Source organism: Bartonella sp. 11B, assembly GCF_002022625.1.
GTDB classification, from domain to species: Bacteria; Pseudomonadota; Alphaproteobacteria; order Rhizobiales; family Rhizobiaceae; genus Bartonella; species Bartonella rochalimae.
The window spans coordinates 638,870-662,647 of record NZ_CP019783.1 but is presented as its reverse complement, the minus strand read 5'-3'; the positions used below and the strand labels follow the sequence as shown (position 1 = coordinate 662,647).

20 protein-coding genes are annotated in these 23,778 nt (G+C 33.6%); 15 read left to right on the top strand and 5 right to left on the bottom strand.

Annotation, left to right across the window (positions count from 1 at the left end; genetic code table 11):
• Nucleotides 1-25: 25 nt before the first annotated feature.
• Nucleotides 26-814 (bottom strand): tRNA1(Val) (adenine(37)-N6)-methyltransferase, encoded by a 789-nt coding sequence (locus tag Bho11B_RS02775; protein WP_078673608.1) that lies wholly within the window; start codon nt 812-814, stop codon nt 26-28.
• A gap of 213 nt (nt 815-1,027) precedes the next feature.
• Between Bho11B_RS02775 and Bho11B_RS02770 the strand changes: the two genes are divergently transcribed.
• The 4 genes from Bho11B_RS02770 (at nt 1,028) to glyS (ending at nt 7,034) form a co-directional block, all read left to right on the top strand.
• A complete protein-coding gene (locus Bho11B_RS02770) occupies nt 1,028-2,041 on the top strand; it encodes a polyprenyl synthetase family protein (RefSeq protein ID WP_078673607.1) in 1,014 nt (337 codons plus the stop codon).
• A gap of 99 nt (nt 2,042-2,140) precedes the next feature.
• Nucleotides 2,141-3,817: a tetratricopeptide repeat protein gene (locus Bho11B_RS02765; protein ID WP_078673606.1), complete on the top strand. Its 1,677-nt coding sequence runs from the start codon at nt 2,141-2,143 to the stop codon at nt 3,815-3,817.
• 44 nt (nt 3,818-3,861) lie between these two features.
• Complete coding sequence (locus Bho11B_RS02760) at nt 3,862-4,806, top strand: glycine--tRNA ligase subunit alpha (RefSeq protein ID WP_078673605.1); 945 nt, start codon at nt 3,862-3,864, stop codon at nt 4,804-4,806.
• A complete protein-coding gene (glyS, locus tag Bho11B_RS02755) occupies nt 4,806-7,034 on the top strand; it encodes a glycine--tRNA ligase subunit beta (protein ID WP_078673604.1) in 2,229 nt (742 codons plus the stop codon). The genes Bho11B_RS02760 and glyS overlap by 1 nt, the downstream gene beginning before the upstream one ends.
• A 232-nt stretch (nt 7,035-7,266) precedes the next feature.
• On the opposite strand, the gene Bho11B_RS02750 is transcribed toward glyS, so the two are convergent.
• Nucleotides 7,267-8,136 (bottom strand): methyltransferase domain-containing protein, encoded by an 870-nt coding sequence (locus tag Bho11B_RS02750; protein WP_078673603.1) that lies wholly within the window; start codon nt 8,134-8,136, stop codon nt 7,267-7,269.
• 234 nt (nt 8,137-8,370) lie between these two features.
• On the opposite strand from Bho11B_RS02750, the gene Bho11B_RS02745 reads away from it, so the two are divergent.
• Nucleotides 8,371-9,114, top strand: a complete 744-nt coding sequence (locus Bho11B_RS02745) for a ComF family protein (RefSeq protein ID WP_235692190.1) — start codon at nt 8,371-8,373, stop codon at nt 9,112-9,114.
• Nucleotides 9,115-9,157: 43 nt separating this feature from the next.
• Nucleotides 9,158-9,415, top strand: a complete 258-nt coding sequence (grxC, locus tag Bho11B_RS02740) for a glutaredoxin 3 (RefSeq protein WP_078673602.1) — start codon at nt 9,158-9,160, stop codon at nt 9,413-9,415.
• Between the two features lie 21 nt (nt 9,416-9,436).
• On the opposite strand, the gene ubiG is transcribed toward grxC, so the two are convergent.
• Nucleotides 9,437-10,180, bottom strand: coding sequence for a bifunctional 2-polyprenyl-6-hydroxyphenol methylase/3-demethylubiquinol 3-O-methyltransferase UbiG (gene ubiG, locus Bho11B_RS02735; protein WP_078673601.1), 744 nt, complete (start codon nt 10,178-10,180; stop codon nt 9,437-9,439).
• Nucleotides 10,181-10,364: 184 nt separating this feature from the next.
• On the opposite strand from ubiG, the gene Bho11B_RS02730 reads away from it, so the two are divergent.
• The gene (locus tag Bho11B_RS02730) at nt 10,365-11,618 is read left to right on the top strand and encodes an aspartate kinase (RefSeq protein ID WP_078673600.1); all 1,254 of its coding nucleotides are present in this window, start codon (nt 10,365-10,367) and stop codon (nt 11,616-11,618) included.
• A 728-nt stretch (nt 11,619-12,346) separates the two neighbouring features.
• On the opposite strand, the gene nhaA is transcribed toward Bho11B_RS02730, so the two are convergent.
• A complete protein-coding gene (gene nhaA / locus Bho11B_RS02725; protein WP_078673599.1) occupies nt 12,347-13,696 on the bottom strand; it encodes a Na+/H+ antiporter NhaA in 1,350 nt (449 codons plus the stop codon).
• A gap of 150 nt (nt 13,697-13,846) precedes the next feature.
• Nucleotides 13,847-15,553: a hypothetical protein gene (locus tag Bho11B_RS02720; protein ID WP_078674139.1), complete on the bottom strand. Its 1,707-nt coding sequence runs from the start codon at nt 15,551-15,553 to the stop codon at nt 13,847-13,849.
• Between the two features lie 360 nt (nt 15,554-15,913).
• Here Bho11B_RS02720 and Bho11B_RS02715 point away from each other — a divergent pair, with 360 nt between their 5' ends.
• The 8 genes from Bho11B_RS02715 (at nt 15,914) to Bho11B_RS02680 (ending at nt 23,384) form a co-directional block, all read left to right on the top strand.
• Nucleotides 15,914-17,686, top strand: coding sequence for an SLC13 family permease (locus tag Bho11B_RS02715; RefSeq protein WP_078673597.1), 1,773 nt, complete (start codon nt 15,914-15,916; stop codon nt 17,684-17,686).
• A 559-nt stretch (nt 17,687-18,245) separates the two neighbouring features.
• Nucleotides 18,246-18,917: a tetratricopeptide repeat protein gene (locus Bho11B_RS02710; RefSeq protein ID WP_078673596.1), complete on the top strand. Its 672-nt coding sequence runs from the start codon at nt 18,246-18,248 to the stop codon at nt 18,915-18,917.
• Nucleotides 18,918-18,921: 4 nt separating this feature from the next.
• A complete protein-coding gene (der, locus tag Bho11B_RS02705; protein ID WP_078673595.1) occupies nt 18,922-20,355 on the top strand; it encodes a ribosome biogenesis GTPase Der in 1,434 nt (477 codons plus the stop codon).
• A gap of 278 nt (nt 20,356-20,633) precedes the next feature.
• On the top strand, nt 20,634-21,059 hold the full coding sequence (locus Bho11B_RS02700; protein WP_078673594.1) for an AtpZ/AtpI family protein: 426 nt from the start codon (nt 20,634-20,636) through the stop codon (nt 21,057-21,059).
• A 2-nt stretch (nt 21,060-21,061) separates the two neighbouring features.
• Nucleotides 21,062-21,820: a F0F1 ATP synthase subunit A gene (locus tag Bho11B_RS02695; protein ID WP_035006259.1), complete on the top strand. Its 759-nt coding sequence runs from the start codon at nt 21,062-21,064 to the stop codon at nt 21,818-21,820.
• A 54-nt stretch (nt 21,821-21,874) separates the two neighbouring features.
• On the top strand, nt 21,875-22,105 hold the full coding sequence (locus tag Bho11B_RS02690) for a F0F1 ATP synthase subunit C (protein ID WP_006589457.1): 231 nt from the start codon (nt 21,875-21,877) through the stop codon (nt 22,103-22,105).
• 227 nt (nt 22,106-22,332) lie between these two features.
• Nucleotides 22,333-22,878 (top strand): F0F1 ATP synthase subunit B, encoded by a 546-nt coding sequence (locus Bho11B_RS02685; RefSeq protein ID WP_035006708.1) that lies wholly within the window; start codon nt 22,333-22,335, stop codon nt 22,876-22,878.
• Nucleotides 22,879-22,889: 11 nt separating this feature from the next.
• Entirely contained in the window at nt 22,890-23,384 is a 495-nt protein-coding gene (locus tag Bho11B_RS02680) for a F0F1 ATP synthase subunit B (RefSeq protein ID WP_078673592.1), read from the top strand.
• The last annotated feature ends 394 nt before the right edge of the window (nt 23,385-23,778 follow it).

Sequence of the window (23,778 nt, the reverse complement as noted above, 5' to 3'; positions counted from 1 at the left end):
AGAAATAAATTTAAAAACGCAAGTATTAAAAACTTTCCCACAAGCTGATATATCCATTATTAATCGCATTAACCCGCGGTAAAAAAATATGGCTACCACTCTCATGCATAACCAATGGTGGCAATATAGACAAGCCAGCTCTGCTCCCACGTTTTGCATAAAATAAAATGCGAATCGCTGCTGTCTCAGCGTGAGAATGAACAGGAACTATACATACATTACCAAAGCGCCCTTTTAAAGCACATAATATATCATTCAGAGATTGCGGACGTGCAATTAATCCTAAATATCCACCTGGTCTAACAATTGCTGACGCACACCGAAACCAATTCTCAAACATTGCTTCAGACATAACATGTGCTTCTAATTTTTCCTCATCAGGTGTTTTACGATCTTCTGAACTATTAAAAGGAGGATTCATAATTGCAAAATCAAATGCATTATCCATCAGTCCTGCCTTCAAGCGTTCTTTACCTCTTAAGGTAATATCTACTTTTAATAAACAAACTCTGCTCGCTAACTTCTCATTCTGTTGTAGCATAAGTGTTTTCTGAGCATAAGATATCATAAAAGAAGACCGTTCAACCAATGTAATATGAGCTTCATCACAACGTGAAGCAACCGCTAATCCTGCTGCACCAGCGCCTGCACCTAAATCAACAACTTTTCCTTTAAAACCACTAGGAACCAAACCAGCAAGCAACATAGCATCCATACCAGACCGATGCCCTCGTAAACGTGGTTGTACTAAATAAAACTTACCACGATGAAAACCATCTATTGTTTCATCATTATAATTGTTTACTCTACTCATCTAAAAGCTTAACATTATCCTGATTATTTCATTCATATTTTTGAAATTGCTATTTAAACTATCTTATTTAAACTGATATGATTAGTATAAAAAAAAATATTTTTTCAATATTATCAAAATTTTTATTTCCAACTAGCACCAAAGCTTGAGTCAAAACTCATCCCTCTTTATGCTATAAGGATATCTATCTGAAATATTTTAGGAGTGAACAAATTGGGAGCCACCACACAACTGCAGCATAAAAAAAAACAAGACTCCCTCCATCCTCTTTTCAGTCTTACCAAAGAAGATATGGAGTGTGTAAATCAATTGACTATTTCTATGGCTAAATCGAATGTTGCGATGATTCCTGAAATTTCTAATTATCTTATTTCATCGGGCGGTAAACGAATACGTCCAATGATTACCTTAGCAACCGCCCATATGTTTGGTTATCAAGGCGATAAACATATAAAACTCGCAACAGCAGTTGAGTTTATGCATACAGCAACCCTATTACACGACGATGTTGTTGATGAAAGCGCGTTACGACGGGGAAAGTCTACAGCACGAATAATTTGGGGCAATCAAGCAAGTATTCTTGTCGGTGATTTTTTATTAGGACAAGCTTTTAAAATGATGGTAGACGTTGGTTCTTTGGACGCACTCTCTGTCTTATCAAATGCTGCTGCGATCATCGCTGAAGGGGAAGTTATGCAACTTTCTGCTGCAAAAAATATAGAAACTAATGTTTCCGATTATCTCAAAATTATAAATGCAAAAACAGCTGCTCTTTTCTCAGCAGCAGCTGAAGTCGGACCCATTATTGCTGGTTATGGGCCTGAAGAACGCTCTGCATTACATCAATATGGTCTATCATTAGGGTTAGCTTTCCAATTGATTGACGATGTTCTTGATTACAGTAGCAGTGCTCAATATCTAGGAAAAAATATTGGGGATGACTTTCGTGAAGGTAAAATTACAATGCCTGTTATTTTATCATACGCACGCGGAAATGACATAGAAAAAATATTTTGGAAACAAGCTCTTGAAAATAACCATAACGATGATGAAGCCTTAAAGCATGCGCAACAATTAATAGAAAAATACGATGGTCTAACCGATACAATAGAGCAAGCTCGAATTTACGGAAAACGTGCCATTGATGCTCTTTCCTCAATAAAGGACAATCCTGCTAAAAATGCATTAATTGATATTATCGATTTTTGTATTGAACGCGTAAACTAATTCTTTGTAAGAATCACAATATAATATTTTTAGTAAAACACTCAGAAATACTTTAGAAACTATAGAAATAATTGATTATCTTTAAGAAGGATTAACTTTATGCGCAGGGCAATAGTATCGCGTTTTTTTACTCTCATAGGAATCATACTGATACCACTGCCCACTTACAGTGCAGTTGAAAAAACTCTTAATCCAAGTTCATTTACAGGTTCCTATCTAGCAGGACGAATTGCGAATTATGAAAACAAGATGAATCTTGCTATCCACTATTTTAAACAAGCGCTCACTTATGAACCTAATAATCTTGAGACACAAAAAGAAATTTTTCAGGCAATGCTAAATGTAGGAGCATTCACAGAAGCTGTTCAACAAGCAAAAAAATTGAAAGAAAAAGGTATTATTACGCCACTCATTTCCTTAACATTATCAATAGAAAATCTTATCAAAAAAAATTATAAAGAAGCTCAACTGCTTCTACAAACTCAAAAATTTCCTCCTGATAATAATCCAATATTTGAGCTGACCAATGCTTGGGCTGAATTCGGATCAGGTAATCATATTAAAGCAATCGCTAAACTTGAAAAACACTCAAAGCCCTCTTGGTATACTCTTTATCATCTTGCTCTTATGAATGATTTAGCAAAAAATCCAAAAGACGCAAAAAAATACTTTATTCAAGCATTCAACAATCAACAAGGAGCTATTACAGCTCCTTATACCTATGAACGTATTATTATAGCCTATGCCTCATTCCAATTACGTCAGAATATGCGCAGCGATGCTATAAAAACTCTCCTACATGGAGAAAAGATATTATCAGGGCACAAAACACTCGAAAATATCCGTAAAAAAGTTGAAAAAGGAGCTAATATAGAAAATCCTATTATAACACCTCAACAAGGAATTGGTGAAGTATTATATAATTTTGGAACAACTCTTAACAAAAAAGGCTCAGAAAGAATCGCACGTATTTTTCAGCAATTCTCGTTAGCTCTGTATCCTAAAAATGAAGCAGCCCTGTTTCAATTAGCAAAAATTTCTACAAAATTAGATGATTTTAATCAAGCCATTAAAATTTATCGTTCTTTACCACTTAGCTCCCCTTATTATAGAGATGGACAATTCCAACTTGCGTTGACTCTTGCTGAAAATGGTGCTTACGATGAAGCTATTAAATTATTAACGTTATTAGAGAAAAAATTTCCTAATGACCATCATATTTTTATCGCTCTAGCTGCTATTTATATGCAGATAAATAATTTTCCTAAAGCGATCAAAATCATAGATCACGCTATCGCGCAAATAACAGACCTTCAACAAGATAATTGGAGACTTTTTTATCAACGTGGTATTGCATTTAATTATTTAAACCAATGGTCAAAAGCTGAAACTGATTTTCGCAAAGCACTTACACTTGTTCCTGATCAACCGCAAGTACTCAATTATTTAGCTTACTCCCTTATCAATCGTGATCAAAAACTTGAAGAATCATTAAATATGCTTAAAAAAGCTGTTATGTTACAATCTCAAAATAGTTATATCCTCGATTCTTTAGGATGGGCCTATTACAAACTGAAACAATATCCCCAAGCTGTTACAACATTAGAAACCGCCGTTAAATTGCAACCTAGTGATCCAATACTTAATGACCATTTGGGTGATGCTTATTGGCAAGTTGGACGTAAACGTGAGGCAATATTTCAATGGAACCATGCAATTGATGGAGAAACAAACAATCCGGAAAAAATTAAAGAAAAAATAAAGTTTGGTCTATAAAAGATCTTGAATTATCGGTTAAACATTAAAATGGTATTCAAAGAGTGAATCTACCCTCAAACTTAAATCCCAAGCGTTCTTTTCAAGGACTTATTCTAAGTCTGCAAAATTACTGGGCTCAACATGGATGTGCAATTTTGCAACCTTACGATATGGAAGTAGGAGCTGGAACATTTCATCCAGCGACAACACTACGTTCATTAGGCCCACGTCCTTGGAAAGCAGCTTATGTCCAACCTACCCGACGTCCAACAGATGGCCGATATGGTACAAATCCTAATCGTCTGCAACATTATTACCAATTTCAAGTGCTTCTCAAACCCTCTCCTCCCAATTTACAAGAGCTTTACATTGGCTCTCTACAAGCTATTGGCCTTGACACAAAACTTCATGACATACGTTTTGTTGAAGACGATTGGGAAAGTCCAACACTTGGTGCTTGGGGGCTTGGATGGGAATGCTGGTGCGATGGAATGGAAGTTTCTCAATTCACTTATTTTCAACAAGTATGTGGCATTGAATGTGCTCCAGTCTCAGGAGAAATCACTTATGGGCTTGAGCGATTAGCAATGTATATTCAAGATGTCAGTAATGTTTACAATCTTAACTTTAATGGCTTAGATGGTGCAGATCGAATAAGTTATGGTGATATTTTTTTACAGGCCGAACAAGAATATTCACATTATAATTTTGAATTTGCTAATATTGATCTTTTGCAACAACATTTTATTGACGCAGAACGTGAATGTATCGCACTTCTTGATGCTGGAAAACCTAATAAAGAAAATAACTTCCACTTATGCGTCTTTCCAGCTTATGATCAATGTATTAAAGCAAGCCATATTTTTAATCTCTTACAGGCACGTGGTGTTATTTCCGTCACTGAACGACAAAATTATATTCTTCGTGTTCGTGATCTTGCACGCCGCTGCGGTGAAGCCTTTTTATTAACAGAAGCTGGTAATATAACCACAAATGGAGATGTATAATGCCTGATCTCCTGCTTGAGCTTTTTAGTGAAGAAATCCCTGCTCAAATGCAACACAAAGCTGCTTCTGATCTTAAAAAATGTGTCACAGATAAACTTATTAATGCAGGCTTAACTTATAAAGCAGCCTGTGAATATTGGACTCCTCGTCGATTAACATTAAATATACGTGGTCTTTCTAAAAGCTCGTCAGATGTTCATGAAGAACGTAAAGGACCTAATGTACAATCACCACAACAAGTTATTGATGCTTTTTTACGTGCTACAGGTCTAAATGATATTTCCAAAGTGCACATTGCACATGATGATAAAAAAGGTAACTTTTATATCGCTAAAACAACTAAAAAAGGTCGTTTAGCCGAAGAAATTATTGCAGATATTTTACCTGATATTATTTATAATTTTCCATGGCCAAAATCGATGCGTTGGGGACAAGAGTCAGCAAAAAATGGCTCCTTAAGATGGATACGCTCTTTACAAAACATTCTGTGTGTTTTGGGATCAGCAATAGGTGAAACAAAAATTATTCCATTTACAGTTGGTTCCCTCAAAAGTAATAATTTAACCTATGGTCATCGTTTCTTAAGTAATGGAAAACCTATCCAAGTACGCCGTTTTGATGACTATGTCTCACAACTTGAAAACCATAAAGTTATTTTAGATGCAGAGAGACGAAAAGACATTATTCTAGCAGATATTCAAAATCTTTGCTTTGCAAATGGCTTGGAACTAGTTGAAGATAAGGCTCTTTTAGAAGAAGTTTCAGGACTCGTTGAATGGCCTGTTGTCCTCATGGGCACTTTTGACAAAACTTTTCTCAGTATTCCTCCAGAAATTATTCGCTTGACTATTCAAACGCATCAAAAATGCTTTGTAACACGCAAACGAGGTGAAAAGAGCAAACTCTCTAACTATTTCATTCTCGTTGCTAATATCCTCGCCAGTGACAAAGGAATAGAAATTTCTAAGGGAAATAGTAAGGTTGTACATGCTCGTCTTTCTGATGCGCTCTATTTTTGGGAAACAGATCAGTGTAATTTACCTAACACTATACATTTAGAATCTTCAGCTAAAAAGCTTGATCTTGACTTAAATAAACCTCTTGATCAGCGAGTAGCACACCTTGACTATTTAAATGTTACTTTCCATGCTAAATTAGGAACACAAGGCGCAAGAATAGAAAGAATTGCTGCTTTAACACAAATAATTGCACCCTTAGTACAAGCAGATTCTATATTAGCTAAACGTGCAGCAGTATTAGCAAAAGCTGATTTACAAACGGAAATTATTGGTGAATTCCCTGAACTACAAGGATTGATAGGACGAAAATACGCATTACTTCAAGGAGAAAATCCTCTTGTAGCTGAAGCTATTGAAGACCATTATAAGCCTTTAGGACCTAAAGATCGTATTCCAACTGAATCTATTGCGGTAACAGTCGCATTAGCGGATAAAATTGATACACTCATTGGTTTTTGGTTCATTAATGAAAAAGCAACAAGCTCAAAAGACCCCTACGCATTAAGACGAGCAGCGTTAGGAGTTATCAAACTTATGCTTTCAAATGATTTGAAAATAAGACTTATACCGCTTTTCTATCAGGCAATGAATTTTTTATTACAACAAAGAGTTAAGTATGCAACATCTGAAACAGAAAGCGCACACCTTCAAAACATGCCTGTAGAAAAAAAAGAAAATATTGTACTCGACTTGTTAGCATTCTTTCATGAACGACTAAAAGGTTATCTCAAAGATGAAGGGGCACGTCATGATATTATTGAGGCCGTTTTAACAAAAGACGCCGATGATATTTTATTAATTACACGTCGAGTTGAAGCACTCACTTTCTTTATCAACTCCAACGATGGAGACAGCCTTTTAATTGCAATAAAACGTGCCATTAATATTCTTGAAAACGAAACCAAAAAAGGAACGACAATAATAAACAAAATTAAACCTGAGCTTTTTATTGAAACAGAAGAAAAACAGCTTTATCAAGCAATGCTTGAAACAGAAAAAAAGATTGCTAATCATATTCATATAACAGAATTATCATCTGCACTGAACAGTTTAGCACTCCTCAAAAAGCCTATTAACGCATTCTTTGAAAAAGTATTTGTAAATGATGATAATATCAATATTCGAGCTAATCGTCTTGCTCTTCTTGACCGTATTCGGATAGTTACACAAAATGTTGGAGATTTCTCGAAATTACAGTCTAAAATATAATGCACTTCTCGATGAAAAAATCATGATGCATCTCTTTTATTTTTAGTGCTTTTTGCACTAAATATCTTAAATGAAAAGCTATAATATAATTGCTCAAACAATTTTATTCTCTCATCAATTTCTTTAATGATATGCGAATAAATAGTTTTTCTTGTCTTAAAATAAGCAAATATTCTTTTTTCAACTTTAATTTAACATAATACATGATGGACTATTTTTATACATTAGCATGTTATTTTTTAAAAAAGTCTACAAGAGATATTTGAGCTGATCCTGGAGGTATAGGCTTTTGTTGTTTTTGGTCAGGAGCCCAACCAGAAAGCCAAAGAAAAGAGAAACTCGCACGAATACGACCATCGGAGTCACTGAATTTTTTTGCATAAATTTCGTTAGCGAGAAAGAAAAATCGCTTAGATACAAAACGTCGAGAACGACTAATAAGTGCATTTTGCATTCCCATAGCTCTAAGATCAGACATAAGATCAAACATCGTATTGTAGCGTATAATGACATCTTCAACATCTACTACGGGCATAGCAAAACCTGCACGCTGTAAGAGAGATCCTGCATCACGAATATCTGCAAAAGGATAAATTCTTGGACTAACACCACCGTAAATTTCATTTTCAGCTTGTAGCAAACTTTCACGCAACTCATTTAATGTACCAGCTCCAGCCATAACAGCGAGAAATAGACCATCTGGCTTAAGGATATTTTTTATTTGGCTGAGAACTCCTGGAGTATCATTGGTTAACTGCAGAGAAAGAAGTGAAACAATAAGATCACAATAATGTTGAGGAAAATCAAGAAATTCTCGATGACGCAAATGAAATGGATTGTCGTAATTTTGGTAAAGCATATTGGTTTCAACACGTTCTATAGAACCAATTTTACCCAATTTTTTTAAAATTGTTACCGCAAGACCTGTATGACCATGTAAATCTAAAGCTAATGAAAAATTACGATTCACAGCATCTAGACGTTTGTAGAGATCATCAACCACATAAGAAAGTAAAAAATCATGTCCTTTTTTTGCTCTTTTGAAAGCACGTTGACGAAATTGTTCCATACAATTGTAATCAAAAATAAAAGGATGAGACATATTTTATAGCACGATTAATTTATGGCATGATAAGATTTAAAATAGGATTATTTCATACATACTATATCAATTGCATAATACAAAAAGAAAAAAAAAGATTTTATAAAAGAGAAGAATAGTTAAAAATTAAATTTTATTCTTCTAAAATATGAAATAAATTCTGCACATTATTATAGTAATTTGATAGCTTATTTACAGTGTTTTAAAGACATTTTTTTGATTAATGGTGATATATTGAATAAATTAATCAAGCGCCTAATAAAAATTTTGTATCCACCAACTTGTCATGGATGTGCAAAAATTGTTTCCGCTTATGGAACTATTTGTTCTGATTGCTGGAAAGATCTTCAGTTCATCACAAAACCTTATTGTCCTGTTATGGGAACTCCTTTTGCATATGATATGGGAGAAGGATTTCTTAGCGGTGAAGCTATTCAGAATCCTCCTCCCTTTTCGTCTTTACGCTCAGCTGTTGTTCATAAAGGTTTAGCACGAGTTTTAACAACACGATTGAAATATGGTGACCGTTTGGAATTAGCACCTTTTATGGCAAACTGGATGATATTTGCTGGACATGAAATTATAAATGATTGTGATTTTATTATTCCTATCCCTTTACATTTTCGTCGTTTTTTCGTGAGACGTTATAACCAATCTGCTGAGCTTGCTCGTTACATTGCAGAAAAAAAGAAAAAACCTTTTAAACCTGGCTGGCTTGTGCGTTATCGTTACACACGCCCACAAGTTGGTTTATCCGCCAAAGAACGCAAAATGAATGTGCAGAATGCTTTTAAAGTACCTAATGAAGTTAAAAAGTATTTGGAGGGACGCTCTATTTTGCTTATTGATGATGTTTTGACAACAGGTGTGACAGTTACTACAGCAACTAAAACATTAAAACATGCAGGTGCACGACAGGTTAATGTATTAACATTTTCGCGTGTCTTAAAAAATAATTTTTCTTTGCCTTATTTTTGAAAATCTATTTAAAGTATATCTATATAGAAATTTGGAGAGTATCATGAGAGAAATTACACTTTATACACGTCCTAACTGCCCTTATTGCATAAAAGCACGGGCTTTGCTTGATCAAAAAAGAGTAAAATACACTGATATTGATGCATCAACTTCTCTTCGTCAACAAATGGTGCAACGAGCCAATGGCCGTAATACATTTCCGCAAATTTTTATAGGAGACTATCATGTTGGGGGGTGTGATGACCTTTATGCTTTAGATACTGAAGGCAAGCTTGATTCTCTTCTGAAAGATGCTCAATAATTATTTTCTGTGATGTGTTTATTAAAACCGTTTTGCAAGAAGTATATAATTAACATCCATATCACATGAGCGATTCCAGCTATCAGTTAATGGATTATAAGTAATCCCGATTTCATCAATAATAGATAAGGAATTTTTGCACAATATTTTTTTAAGCTCATGAGGTTTTAAAAATTTTTTATAGTCATGTGTCCCCTTTGGAAGCCATTTTAAAATATATTCAGCAGCTACAATAGCAAGCCCCCATGCTTTCCATGTGCGATTTAGTGTTGCAATAAACATGAGTCCTTGTGGTTTAAGCATCTTAGCCGTAGCCTCTATAAAAAAATCAACATTCACAACATGTTCAACAACCTCCATATTAAGAATTACGTCAAATTGTTCACCTTCATTTGCAAGAGCTTCTGCAGTAGTAGTGCGATAATTAATGGAAAGACCACTTTGAATAGCGTGGATTTTTGCGACTTCAATATTTGTTTGCGCAGCATCAGCTCCTATAACAGTAGCTCCAAGACGTGCCATTGGCTCGCATAACAAACCACCTCCACAACCGATATCAAGAATTTTCAAACCTTCAAAAGGCGTAAACGAAACAGGATTACGATTAAATGCCAAACAGATTTTTTCTTTTATATAAGCAAGGCGTGTTGGATTGAAATTGTGAAGTGATCGAAATTTTCCCTGTGGATCCCACCACTCAGCAGCAATACGCGAAAAATGATCAATTTCATTCTGATCAATCGTTGTAGGCGTTTCGTTTATCATATAGCTCTCCTTTTACTTGATTTATCAAGTCATGTGAATTTTTTCTAAAGTCAAGCATAAATTTACATAAACATATCAGACTTGTGAAAATGATAGATATTGGTTATGTCAAAATGGAAACTTAATATAGCATAAAGCTTTACTCCCATTGGTACCTAAAATAAAAATCGTAAGAGTGTCATAAATAATGCGTATTGTCATGAAATTTGGTGGAACATCTGTTGCAAACATTGAATGTATTCATAATGTTGCACAACATGTTAAAAGGGAAGTAGATGCAGGTAATGAGGTTGCAGTGGTGGTATCAGCAATGGCTGGTACAACCAATAAACTTGTGCAATGGACGCGTGATGCTGCACCATTGAATGATGCTTATGAATATGATGTCGTTGTTTCTTCTGGTGAACAGATAACAGCTGGTTTATTGGCTATTACACTTCAGTCAATGGGAATAAACGCGCGTTCATGGCTTGGTTGGCAAATTCCTATTCATACTGATAATACTCATGGTAGCGCACGAATTACAAATATTGATGGATCTTCTTTGATACAGCATTTTCAGGAAGGTAAAGTAGCAGTAATAGCCGGTTTTCAGGGTTTAGCTCCAGATAATCGGATTTCTACATTAGGGCGTGGCGGATCAGATACAAGTGCCGTTGCGATGGCAGCCGCGTTAAAAGCTGATCGTTGTGATATTTATACGGACGTAGATGGTGTCTATACAACCGATCCCCGTATTGAACCTAAAGCACGTCGTTTACCCAAAATAGCCTTTGAAGAAATGCTTGAAATGGCTTCTCTTGGAGCAAAAGTTTTGCAGGTCCGTTCTGTTGAACTAGCTATGGTTCATAAAGTTCGGATTTTTGTGCGCTCAAGTTTTGAGGATCCTCATGCTCTTAGCATGGACAATCCAATTACCCCCCTTGGAACACTTATTTGTAGTGAGGATGAAATTGTGGAACAACAAACTGTTACTGGTATTGCCTTTGCCAAAGATGAGGCACAAATTTCGTTACGCCGACTTGCAGATCGTCCAGGTATCTCTGCAGCAATTTTCTGTCCTTTAGCTGAAGAGCATATTAATGTTGATATGATTGTACAAAATATTTCTGAAGATGGTTCAAAAACTGATATGACTTTTACAGTACCATCCGCAGATGTAGAAAGAGCGGTTAGACTTCTTGAAAAAAATCGTAAAAAAATTGGATTTGATGTTATCCAATCTGAAAGTAATCTTGCAAAAATTTCTATTATTGGGATTGGAATGCGTAGCCACGCAGGTGTTGCTGCTACAGCATTTAAGGCTTTAGCGGAAAAAGGTATTAATATTCAAGCAATCACTACTTCAGAGATTAAGATCTCTATTCTGATTGATAGCGCTTACACTGAACTTGCGGTTAGAACATTACATGGTGTTTATAACCTTGATAAAGAATAGGCATTTTTTCTCTTTAAAATCTCCAGAATTAGGTATGTATTCTCTGCTTAATATACGTATTATTCTCTTCTTAATACCCCATAGATATCCTGTAAAATATCTTCATATATACAAAATATCAAAAATGGTTGTGCTAAACTTAAATTTGAAAACTTTACTCTCTATTCTTAAATAATATGCACTATCTAAATTGAAATACAATTTTAATCATAACATCAGCTTTGTTTTTACTAGCTTGCTTAAATATAAGGTAACGCATTAGTCCTTTTATATTTGCATAGCTAAACTTAATATTATTACACCTCAAATAAAAATTTTCTTTCAATAAGAAATAAAAAAATTATAAGAAAAATAATAATAATAATACAATAGCTTTTAACTCTGAAAAAAAACAGAAAACTACTATATCTTTACCCTTCTACATTATAAAATATATACTTCTGAAGATGAATCTTAAAATATAATTTCAGCGTATTGTTCGCAAAATAAAGAAAAACGCAGCTATTGAATTTTATTCTTATTATGTCTTACATACTTGGGATTTTTTAAGTTTATACAGCTTGTAAGTTTAATTGTTACCCTATGCAGTGGAATTGTGCTCTCACTTATGAGAGTTAACTATTATATTTTTTAGGATTATGAGAAAATTATATATCAGTTAAATACAGCACCCCCCTCTTAAAGGATCTGGTTAAAATTGTATCATTATTTTCTTTAATTAAAATCTATCATATATTTTTTTTATGTTTTTTGATATAAAAGAAGCCATATCCAAGACCGAGAAAAGCAGATAAACCAGACCCACAAAGTACACCAATTTTTGCAGAATCAAGCTGCACAATATCTTTAAAAGCAAGCATTGAAACAAAGATAGACATCGTAAAACCAATACCCGCTAAAAATCCAATCAATAAAATTCCTTCCCACGTCATGTGAGGCGGAAGGCGGCAAAGGCCTGATTTTACAGCAAGATAACTAGCAGTTATAATACCCAGCGGTTTACCAACAAGTAAGCCAATAATAATACCGAAAACAATAAAGAATGATTTATCAGAAGAAAGATCAAAATTTGCAAAGCTAACGCCAGCATTTGCAAAAGCAAAAATTGGCATTATACCGTATGCTACCCATGGATGTAGGGCTTTTTGAACACGAATGACGGGCGCAATCATATCACGTTGTCCTTTGCGTACTTTTTTTAATGTCATTGAGACGTAGTGTAGATCTTTAACATCATTTTTTTCTTGAAGAGATTTTACCGCATTACTGAGCATTGTGAGCGGAGCTACGAAATGACGAGTAGGAAAAACCGGAGTCATCATACCTAAAATTACACCAGAAAGTGATGGATGAACCCCTGTTACCATTAAACCGCACCAAATAATTGCACCTGGTACAATATAAAGCCATGCTGATGCAAATCCGATCCACTGAAAAAATAAAACTAATACAATACCTGCTGATGCAATGGCTAGACCACTAGGATCAAGGTTGGTTGAATAAAAAAATGCAATGATTAAAACAGCAATTATATCATCAATAATAGCTAATGATAAAAGAATAATATGAAGATTGGGAGGTATAGCTTTTCCAAGAAGAGCAAGAATCCCTAAAGCAAAAGCAATATCAGTAGCTGTTGGGACAGCCCAACCATAAGTGTGTCCACCATTTAAATTGAAGCTAAGATAAATAACCGCAGGAAAACAAACACCTCCTATTGCTGCAACAATTGGCAAAATTGCTTGTTTGAAATTTGCAAGAGCTCCTTCGTGAATTTCTCGCCGAATTTCCATTCCTGCTACAAGAAAAAATACAGTCATAAGCACATCATTGACCCAGAAATGTAGATCCCATGAAAGATTAAAATGACCAAAATTAAAACCAAGGGATGTATGCCAAAATGCTTCATAAAGAGCAATATATTTAGAATTGGCAAAAATAAGAGCTGCAGTCGCCGCAACTAACAGAACAATCCCGCTAAGAGCTTCTATATGGAGAAAACTTTCAATAGCAAAAAGCGCTCTCTTAGTTACAATAGAAGCACGATTAGGTAAGCGATTGGATGATAAATTAGGCATAAAACAACTCCAAATATCAACAATTTTGCTAATATATATTTTTGTTTATAGATTGCTTTCGTAATATTTTTGATAATATCATATAAAGATGAAAAGAGAAACGATAGCTTTTTAATTTACACCTCAATGATTTGAAATTAATTACATGTTTTAAAAAGATGCTTTATTTTTTACAGTTAAATTCATTTTATTTAAAATATTTGATAAATCATTTTGTAAAATATTTTTAAGATCAACAGCTGTAAAACCTTTATTATCCTTCGCCCTCATTTTAATTGTTAATGTTTGTGGATTTTTAGCAAAGTCCCCAAAAGATTTTGAAATATTTTCATATTCATCATGATCTTTTAATAACATTTTCAAACTTTCGGTTACTATTAAATAAAAATAATCATAAAGCTCTTCTTTAAGATTATGCTCATTATCACTATCGTTGAGATTCTGTGCAAGATAAGAGAAAAATTTATCAATGAATCCAGCATCTTTATAATGCAAATCAATTTCAGGTATACTAAGATCTTGGGTAGAAAAAATCATTGCGTCTTTTTGACCTGAGAAAAATGCTTTATCAATATTTATTATTTTTGCTGATATATTTCCAGACCCTATATCTTTTATATTAAAAGACATTGCATCTAGGAAAAGTGTACGCTTTTCTTCGTTATATGAAGCATCAATTTTTCCTGATAGATTTAAAGATTCAAAATTTATTTTTTTAAGAAAATCTAAATCATTTTTTTCCATTCTTTTAGATACCATTGAAAGACCATTCAGAGACACTAAAAGTTTTTGAGGTATAGATTGCTGCCATTGACTTGGTCTTAATTCAAATGACTCAAGTTGTGTTTTAAGCTGTGGCATATCAATTGCTGCTTTATTAATGATCAAATTAATAGAAGTTATCGCTGAAAGACTATTTAAGAGAGCAGAATTCCGCACTGCTTTTACACCTTCCTGATTATTTTCCTTTCTTGCATTAAGATAGGTTTTAATAAGTTGCTCAGGTGAGTGAGCCATTGGTTTCATTTTCAGACAAGATGTTTTAAACTTGCCAAGAGAAAAAGAGATATTTTTGTCTTTTTCCTGAAAGAGATCGACTATCATATTATCCAAGACAATAGATCCAATAACAGTCTTGCTTTTCTTCGTTTTACTTGTACCAAAAATGATAGAGTGCGCATAACCAACATTGATATTATAGGCTTTCATTGCATCACTTTTAATGATTAAACCTATTTGCCGAGTATCATTTTCAGCTGTTGATGCAAGATTTATGTTTGTTATTATATTGTCGATACCAATAGAACGAATTTGTCCATTTTTAAAATCAGAAATTTGAAAGTTCTTTATGCTTATTTCTTCAGTTGATTTATTACCATTGTTTATGAAAAAAAACAGATCTGGTGCAAAAATTGATGCAACATTAAGACGCATAAGCGGTTGCAAGATACGAGATTTAATTGTGATGTCTTTTTCCTTTAAAGACACATTACTAATAAACATTTTTGGTATTTTTAAATGAATATTATCATATTTTAAATCAATATTATAAAGTGTGAAACTCCCTGGAATGAAGGTAATCGGTGGACGAGCTGAAATAGCACCAATTTTAAGTGATATGCCTGTAGGAGTTGGTAAAATAATATTGGTTAAGTTAACTTTTCCTATAATACTAACCTCCGATGTTTCAGCATAGATAGAATGACGAACCATTTGTTTTTTTATAAAGCTATCTAGATAGGGTTTTGTTATATAAAATCCCCCAACAAATATGAGAACTAAAATAAAGATAAATCCAATGACATACATCGACCAGTTCTTGTGGTCATTTTGATATTGACTATTAAAATTGGCCATTCTTTTTTCTTTCAGTTTTATCATTCATAACTAAATACAGATAACTTACCTTACAATTCAGAGAAGCTACAGCATCCATTAAACAACAGTCGATTTTTATCACTTTATCCATGTAGAGTTATTATTTCATTTCTTTCAATAAACTTTTATTAACTATCACTAAATTTTCTTTAGTTTAATTTTTGCAAAAACTATGACAATTAACAAGAAAATATATGCAAATATTATCTTTTGATCATTTTTAATCATCCATTTAATTAATTACAATCATGTTTGGTTTGATCTTGTTTCTAATGATAGGAACAGTTAAAAACGATATGTGTATTTGTAATAATGCTAAAACAGGAAAAGATAAATGTCATGACAGAAGATCAAATAATGGCTTTTTCTCTCATTTGTCTCATGATGATTGTTTTCATTTGGGATCGATTTCGTTATGATCTTGTTGCTGTTTGTACATTATTGATTGCTTGCACGGTAGGTCTTATCAGTCCAAAAGAAGCGTTTAGTGGTTTTAGTAATGATATTGTCATTATTGTCGGTAGTGTATTTGTAGTTAGTGCAGCTGTATCACGCTCTGGTGTGATGGAATTAATTATTCAACATATATGGCCTGATGTGAAATCGATACGGCTTCAGCTTGCTTTTTTAGTTCTCTCTGTCATGCTTTTATCAACATTTGTTAAAAATATTGGTGCTTTGGCTATCATGCTACCAATAGCTTTTCAGTTTGCTCGTCGTTCTCAGGTTACACCATCAGTATTTTTAATGCCAATGGCATTTGGCTCTTTATTGGGTGGTCTTATGACGCAAATAGGCACATCTCCTAATATCGTTATTTCAGCTATGCAAGAACGTTTGACAGGAGTTCCTTTTACTATGTTTGATTTCATGCCAGTTGGCATAGTAGTTGCTATTTCTGGAGTATTGTATTTGGTGTTTTTTTCCTGGCGGCTGCCTATCCGTACACATCCAAATGTATCATTTGATGATGCTATTGATATTCGTAACTATGTTTCAGAAGTACATATTCCAGCTTATTCTCCAATTATTGGCAAAACCATTATTGATCTTGTTAAACCATCAAATGGTGAAGTTATGGTTCTACAAATTATTAGAAATAAATGCTTTATTTCTCCCTTACCGGATTTTGTTTTTTCTGAAGGAGACATTGTGTTATTGGAGGGATCACATAAAGGTTTAGATATTGTCATTAATTCTTCCCGTTTGGAGTTTTTTAATGGCTGCACTGTACCTACAAATGATAAAGACAGTGAAATTGATATTATTGAAGCAGTTATCTCACATGACTCACCTCTTATCGGCATTAGTGCTAAAAATTTTTCACTTTTTGAGCGTTATGATGTGAACATTCTTGCATTAAGCCGTCAACATGAAAGGATTCGAGGAAGGCTTAATGACATTGTTTTCCGTCTTGGAGATGTAATTGTTTTACAAGGGCAAGATATAGTTATTCCAAATTTGTTACGGGAATTAAAATGCCTACCATTAGCAAAGCGTAATATTATGTTTGGTAATTTACGACATAGTCTTGCAGCTTTGTCTATTTTATTTATAGCAATTGCTTTAACCGCTTTTCAGATTATTCCAGTTGCATTATCTTTCTTTGCAGCAGCCGTCGCAATGGTTGTTTTTCGTGTCCTTCCGATACGAAATTTATATCAAACTCTAGATGGTCAAATATTGATATTATTGGCTGCTCTCATTCCAGTAAGTGAAACATTAGAAAAAACAGGATGTACAAATTTAATCGGTCATTGGTTAAGTCAATTAGCTGTATTTTTACCACCATCTGGAGCATTGGCGCTTATTTTAATTACAGCAATGTTGGTGACACCATTTTTGAATAATGCAGCTACAGTAATGGTAATAGCGCCAATTGCATCAAGCTTTGCGCATTCTCTCCATTATAAACCTGAAGCTTTCCTAATGGCTGTCGCAATAGGTGCTGGATGTGATTTTCTCACACCTATTGGACATCAATGTAATATGTTGGTAATGGGGCCAGGGGGTTACCGTTTTAGTGATTATCCACGTTTTGGTATCCCATTAGCTATATTAATAGCAGTCGTCTCTGTTCCCATGTTAATGTGGGTGTGGCCACTACAATAAAATACTTTTTAGATAATAGATGTATTAGATAATAGATGTACGCCGTAGAAAAAACCGCTTAGATAAAAAAAGCGAGATGGGATAATATTATTGAAATTGTATAAACTTATATAAACTGAATATTCAGAATATGATTATTTTCATCTAAATGCTATATTTAAGTATTTATTCTCTATAAAATTATTCGTATAAAATTTTTACAAACAATAAAAACTATCGATAATAAGATTAACTTACGCCGTACCTGTGTATTCAGTCATTATCATGACAGATTTATTGCAAAAAATAATAAAGAATTAAATAATCTGCAATGTATTTGAATGAGTCATTGAAAATAGCTTTTCATGCTTTTATAAAGGTCAAGCACATCAACACCGTAATATCAATCGACAAATTTTACAGAAATTTTAAGTAGTATATAATTAAAAAATTCAATTGATAAAAACAGACACTCATTCTAATTTTGTCAATCCAAATTATAGAATTCTTTGTTGATTAAGATTACTAATTTTATACATTTTATGTAAAAACGCAGAATATTTTTTTCAAGGCAAACTATATGACACATGATAATTTTATTTATGAAGTTAATGAAGAACTCCGTCAAGAAAAATTCTATAATTTTTGGAAACGTTATGGTTTTTTGATTATTGGTGCAGTTATTATTTTTGTTTTGACGATCATTGTCTATCAAATTTATCAGCAGCAGCAGATAAATAAAGCCAATAATGTTGGTGATATATTTATAACAAGCCTTGATTTAGCTGATGCACATCATTTCGATGAAGCAATTAAAAAATTAGAAAGTGTTAAACAATCTAATTTTGGTGGATATCCTTTTCTTGCAGGTTTACTTGAAGCCTCTTTGTGGACGCAACGAGGTGATAATGCTAAATCAGTAAAAATGTTTGATATGATCGCAGCAGATGAAAAAGCACCACAGATTTTACGGGAAGTTGCAAAAATTCGAGCAGCTTATATTTTAATTGATATAGGAACATTTGACGATGTAATGCAACGTGTTAAAGAAATGGCCAATGATATTGATCCTATGCGCATGTCTGCAAGAGAAGCCTTAGGCTTAGCTGCTTATAAAGCGAATAAAATGGAAAAGGCAGTTTATTATTTCAAAAAAATTGTTGAAGAGAACGCTCTAGGATTTAAAATAACAGATCGAGCGAAAATTATGCTTGAGCTTATTCAAGCAAGTGGAAAGGTAAATAAGGAATAAATTGATGAGCCTTACCATTGCTATAGTTGGTCGACCTAATGTTGGGAAATCAACACTATTTAATCGTTTGGTTGGACAAAAGTTGGCTCTCGTTGATGATCAACCAGGCGTAACCCGTGATCGACGTATCCACTCAGCTAAGCTTCAGGATCTACATTTTGATGTTATTGATACAGCAGGGTTAGAAGAAGCAGATAACCATACACTTGAAGGACGTATGCGTGCTCAGACAAAAATTGCCATTGATGAAGCAGATCTTATTTTATTTGTTCTTGATGCTAAAAGCGGAATAACACCAAGTGATCTGGACTTTTCTTCACTCATTCGTAAATCAGGAAAACCAATCGTACTTGTTTCCAACAAATCTGAGTCAAAAACAGCAATAGCAGGAGAATATGAAGCATGGTCATTAGGATTGGGTGAACCTTGCCCAATATCAGCTGAACATGGTCATGGTCTTTCTGACCTTCGTGATGCTATTGTAGCGGCTATTGGTGCAGATAAAGTTTTTAATCTGAGGCAAGAAAAAGAAAAAACTTATACTACTGCACAGATTTCATCTATTAGCGATAATATTGATAACACAGTAGAAGAAGATCCTGTTTACGATGAAAAAAAAACCATACGGATAGCAGTTGTTGGTCGTCCAAATACAGGGAAATCAACACTTATTAATAGCATGTTGAAACAAGATCGCTTACTGACAGGGCCTGAAGCTGGTATTACTCGCGATTCTATTTCTGTAGATTGGGAATGGAATAATCGTCGCATTAAACTTTTTGATACTGCAGGTTTGCGTCGAAAATCAAAAGTTCAAGAAAAATTAGAAAGACTTTCTGTTGTGGATTCCTTACGTGCAATCCGTTTCGCGGAAGTTGTTGTAATTGTTTTTGATGCAACGACATCTTTTGAAAAACAAGATTTACAAATTTCTGATCTTGTGATTCGTGAAGGACGTGTTCCTATCATTGCTTTTAACAAATGGGATCTTATTGAAAATCGTCATGAAGCATTAAATACTTTATATGAAAAATGTACTCGCCTTCTTCCTCAAGTGCGTGGCTTAAGAGCCGTTCCTTTATCAGGTCTATATGGTCAAGGAATTAATAAATTGATGGAAAATATTACGAGGATGCACCGTGTATGGAACCGTCGTATTTCTACAGGAAAACTGAACCGCTGGCTTGAAACGATGATTATTAATTATCCACCACCCGCCGTTTCTGGACGTCGACTTAAGGTTAAATACATAACACAAGTTAAGACACGGCCTCCTGGATTTGTTATTTCTTGTTCAAAATCAGAAGAAATGCCTCAATCATATTTGCGTTATCTTTCTAATGGACTGCGAGACAAATTTGATATGCAAGGTGTACCAATTCGTCTATCTTTGCGAACATCCGATAATCCTTTTGCAAAACAAGCAAAAAAGAAGTGATTTTCTTTTACATATTGTTTAATTTTATAAAATTAAAAATCGATATTCGATCACTTATTATCAAAAATAAGTGTTTGTGAATCTGTTGAAATTTAAGATATGATATTTGTTTTATTTGATTTTCTACCTAATAAAATAAATTTTAGATGTTTTTATTTATATACAAAAATCTTTGTGGTAGAGCTCTTTTGAGGACTTGACGAATAAATCTGACAGCAATATGCTAAATAAAGTCTAATATAGTGTATTTTAACCTTTTTTTGATTAAGGAGCCAATTATGGCGAAGGGCGATGAACCCGATATGCCACAAAAGGATGTTGAGAGACGCAAACACAAACGAGTCTCTTCTCTTTATTCAGAAGATTTAGAATGTCGTAGTCGGAATTTAGAGTTAGCTTTAATCAGTAAAAAAATATTAACGAAAGAGCAGTCTAAAGTCGGAGGACAAGAGCAACAAAAAAAAATGGCATATGCTGTTAAGTTGTCAAGTGAATTTCTGGCAAATATTATCGTAGGAGCTGTTTTAGGATTTGGGTTTGATAAATTAGTAGGTTCGTTACCATGGGGATTAGTATTTTTTCTTTTTCTTGGATTCGTTGCTGGTATACTAAGTGTTCTTCGGTCTGTAAAATATATTGCTCCCAGTCGATTAGAACAACGTAGGACTTTGCAACAAAGTAAAGAAGATAATAAAGAGGTTTAAAAGTGACATCGCACGCTCCGGATCCTATACATCAATTCGAGGTTTCACGATTGATTAATATTTCCATTGGAAACATGGATTTGTCATTTACAAATGTATCATTTTTTATCGTTTTGACAGTTATTCTCTCTTCATTATTTCTTTTCATTTCATCATCAAGTCGACGATTAGTTCCAACACGAATGCAATCTGTTTCCGAAATGCTTTATGAATTTGTGGCATCAACTTTGCGAGAATCATCTGGTACACAGGGAATGCAATTTTTTCCTTTAGTTTTTTCGTTATTCGTTTTTGTTCTTATTGCTAATTTTATTGGTTTATTCCCTTATTTTTATACAATTACTTCTCAGATTGTAATTACTTTTTCGTTAGCAATGTTGGTAATTTTAACGGTAATTGGGTACGGTTTTTATAAACATGGGTTAAATTTCTTAAAACTCTTTGTTCCTAGTGGTGTTCCTGTGATCGTACTGCCTTTAGTTACAATGATTGAGATTATCTCTTTTTTATCTCGTCCTATTAGTCTTTCATTTCGTCTGTTTGCTAATATGCTTGCAGGTCATATTACACTTAAAGTGTTTTCTGGCTTCATTGTTTCAATGGTTGGGGTTGGAATCATAGGTTTGGGCGGTGCAATTTTATCACTTGCTATGACTGTAGCAATTACGGCTCTTGAATTTTTGGTTGCTTTTCTTCAAGCTTATGTTTTTACAGTTCTAACTTGTATGTATATTAATGATGCAGTCCATCCAGGACATTAATAAAACCGACGGATTTCCGTCAAATTATGCAATTTCGTTTTAAAGGAGAATGATATGGAATTAGTACTTGCAGCAAAATATATTGGAGCTGGTCTTGCTTGCTTTGGTATGGCTGGAACCGCATTAGGTCTTGGAAATATTTTTGGAAGCTACCTTTCTGGTGCTTTACGAAATCCATCAGCAGCAGATAGTCAATTTGGTCGTTTAGTATTTGGTTTTGCTGTTACAGAAGCTTTAGGTATTTTTTCATTGCTTATTGCTCTTTTACTGCTTTTCGCCGTCTAATTACCTTCAAAAAAGCATGTCTGTTTTATAAATTATTTGAGAACAGGTACAATTTTTAGTTCTTAAATAAAAAGAAAGTTACTGCTTATCAGAAACTTTGATTTAATAGAGACAGAGTGATTATTTCGAAGGAAAATAAAATGTTAATTGCCAGCAATGATGTAGAAGATACTAAAATGCTAGATCATTTTGATGATGGGACAGAATTTGATCATGATAATACTGAAATGCCAGAGTGTCATGATGGTAAGGGAGAGCTTAATAGTATTACGGAGCATGCGAGTCGTACCTTTCCACCTTTCGATTTTGTGTATTTTGGTTCGCATTTTCTTTGGTTAGCTATTTCTTTTGGATTTTTTTATCTCTTCATTTCTCGTGTAATCGTACCACGTATCGGTAGTGTTATTGAAACACGTAGAGATCGAATTGTTTCCGATTTAGATCAGGCAATGCGGATGAAACAAGAAGCGGATACTGTAATTGAAATTTGCGAAAAGAAATTAGCAGAAGCTCGTTTAGAAGCAAAAACTATAATACAGGTAGCAAATAATGAAATTAAATTAAAAGCTGAGCTCCAGCGAGAAAAAATCGAAGCAGCTTTGGAGAAAGAATTAGAAGATGCTGAAAATAAAATAAAAAAGATTCAAAACAAAGCAATGCAAAATGTTAATTTAATCGCAGAAGAGATTGCTTTTGAAATCATTAAGAAGTTAATTGATGTTGATATTAGTAAGAAATCTATTAGTTCAGCTATTAAAGCTGTAAGTCATTAAGGATTGCGGAAATGACTGATACATTTTGGGCTTTTATTGGATTAGTTCTTTTTTTGGCTTTTTTAGTCTATTTTGAAGTTCCCAATGCAATAATACGTAAACTTGATACACGTGCCAAACACATTAAAGATGAACTTGATGAAGCTCTTCGTCTTCGTGAAGAGGCACAGAAAGTGCTTGCTGAATATCAGCGTAAACATTTGGAAATAGAAAAAGAAACACAAGAGATAATTGCTGATGCTAAAGATAAAGTTGAAGCTATGCTTTCTGAAACTCGCATAAAAACAGAGGAATATATAAAAAATCACAGTCGGTTAGTGGAACAAAAAATTGCTCAAGCTGAAGCAAATGCAATTCGGACGCTTTCTTCAACTGCTGTTGATTTAGCAATCTCTGCCATAAATAGGCTTCTTATGAAAGAATTAGATGCTGAACAAGCTAATAGCTTGATTAAAGAGCCTCTTGTTAAAGAATCTCTAAAAAAGATTGAAACATATTTTAATTGATATGTTTTTATTAGCATTTTTTAAAATATTGAAAATAGATATTGTCCTTGTTAATTATCAAGGTTATTTTTGGCTTTTTAGATATATCATTGAGGTAAAATCTATTCTATCATCAACAGAATCTTAAGAAAAAAATTACTTTATAAATCATTAAGTTGAGCTAATAAAAAAGCAATTGATCGTTTGATTTTTACTTATTTCAATTTTATCACAAATTTTAAAATAAGTAAGGTAATGATTAATTTAAATCTTGCTTTATGACTAGAAATTTCTAGTTTAAATAACAAAGCGCTTTAATCTGATTAATAATAAAAGCTTTATTTGCCACAAGTGTGATATAAGAGCTCAATACTAAAGACCTCTCTTTTGAAAAAGAGAAATACTCTTAATTCAG

Bases quoted from the DNA above. Each gene is read 5' to 3' on its own strand.
- Bho11B_RS02775 (WP_078673608.1), bottom strand. From the start codon at position 814: ATGAGTAGAGTAAACAATTATAATGATGAAACAATAGATGGTTTTCAT.
- Bho11B_RS02765 (WP_078673606.1), top strand. From the start codon at position 2,141: ATGCGCAGGGCAATAGTATCGCGTTTTTTTACTCTCATAGGAATCATA.
- glyS (WP_078673604.1), top strand. From the start codon at position 4,806: ATGCCTGATCTCCTGCTTGAGCTTTTTAGTGAAGAAATCCCTGCTCAA.
- Bho11B_RS02750 (WP_078673603.1), bottom strand. From the start codon at position 8,136: ATGTCTCATCCTTTTATTTTTGATTACAATTGTATGGAACAATTTCGT.
- grxC (WP_078673602.1), top strand. From the start codon at position 9,158: ATGAGAGAAATTACACTTTATACACGTCCTAACTGCCCTTATTGCATA.
- ubiG (WP_078673601.1), bottom strand. From the start codon at position 10,180: ATGATAAACGAAACGCCTACAACGATTGATCAGAATGAAATTGATCAT.
- nhaA (WP_078673599.1), bottom strand. From the start codon at position 13,696: ATGCCTAATTTATCATCCAATCGCTTACCTAATCGTGCTTCTATTGTA.
- Bho11B_RS02720 (WP_078674139.1), bottom strand. From the start codon at position 15,553: ATGGCCAATTTTAATAGTCAATATCAAAATGACCACAAGAACTGGTCG.
- Bho11B_RS02715 (WP_078673597.1), top strand. From the start codon at position 15,914: ATGACAGAAGATCAAATAATGGCTTTTTCTCTCATTTGTCTCATGATG.
- Bho11B_RS02710 (WP_078673596.1), top strand. From the start codon at position 18,246: ATGACACATGATAATTTTATTTATGAAGTTAATGAAGAACTCCGTCAA.
- der (WP_078673595.1), top strand. From the start codon at position 18,922: ATGAGCCTTACCATTGCTATAGTTGGTCGACCTAATGTTGGGAAATCA.
- Bho11B_RS02700 (WP_078673594.1), top strand. From the start codon at position 20,634: ATGGCGAAGGGCGATGAACCCGATATGCCACAAAAGGATGTTGAGAGA.
- Bho11B_RS02690 (WP_006589457.1), top strand. From the start codon at position 21,875: ATGGAATTAGTACTTGCAGCAAAATATATTGGAGCTGGTCTTGCTTGC.
- Bho11B_RS02685 (WP_035006708.1), top strand. From the start codon at position 22,333: ATGCCAGAGTGTCATGATGGTAAGGGAGAGCTTAATAGTATTACGGAG.
- Bho11B_RS02680 (WP_078673592.1), top strand. From the start codon at position 22,890: ATGACTGATACATTTTGGGCTTTTATTGGATTAGTTCTTTTTTTGGCT.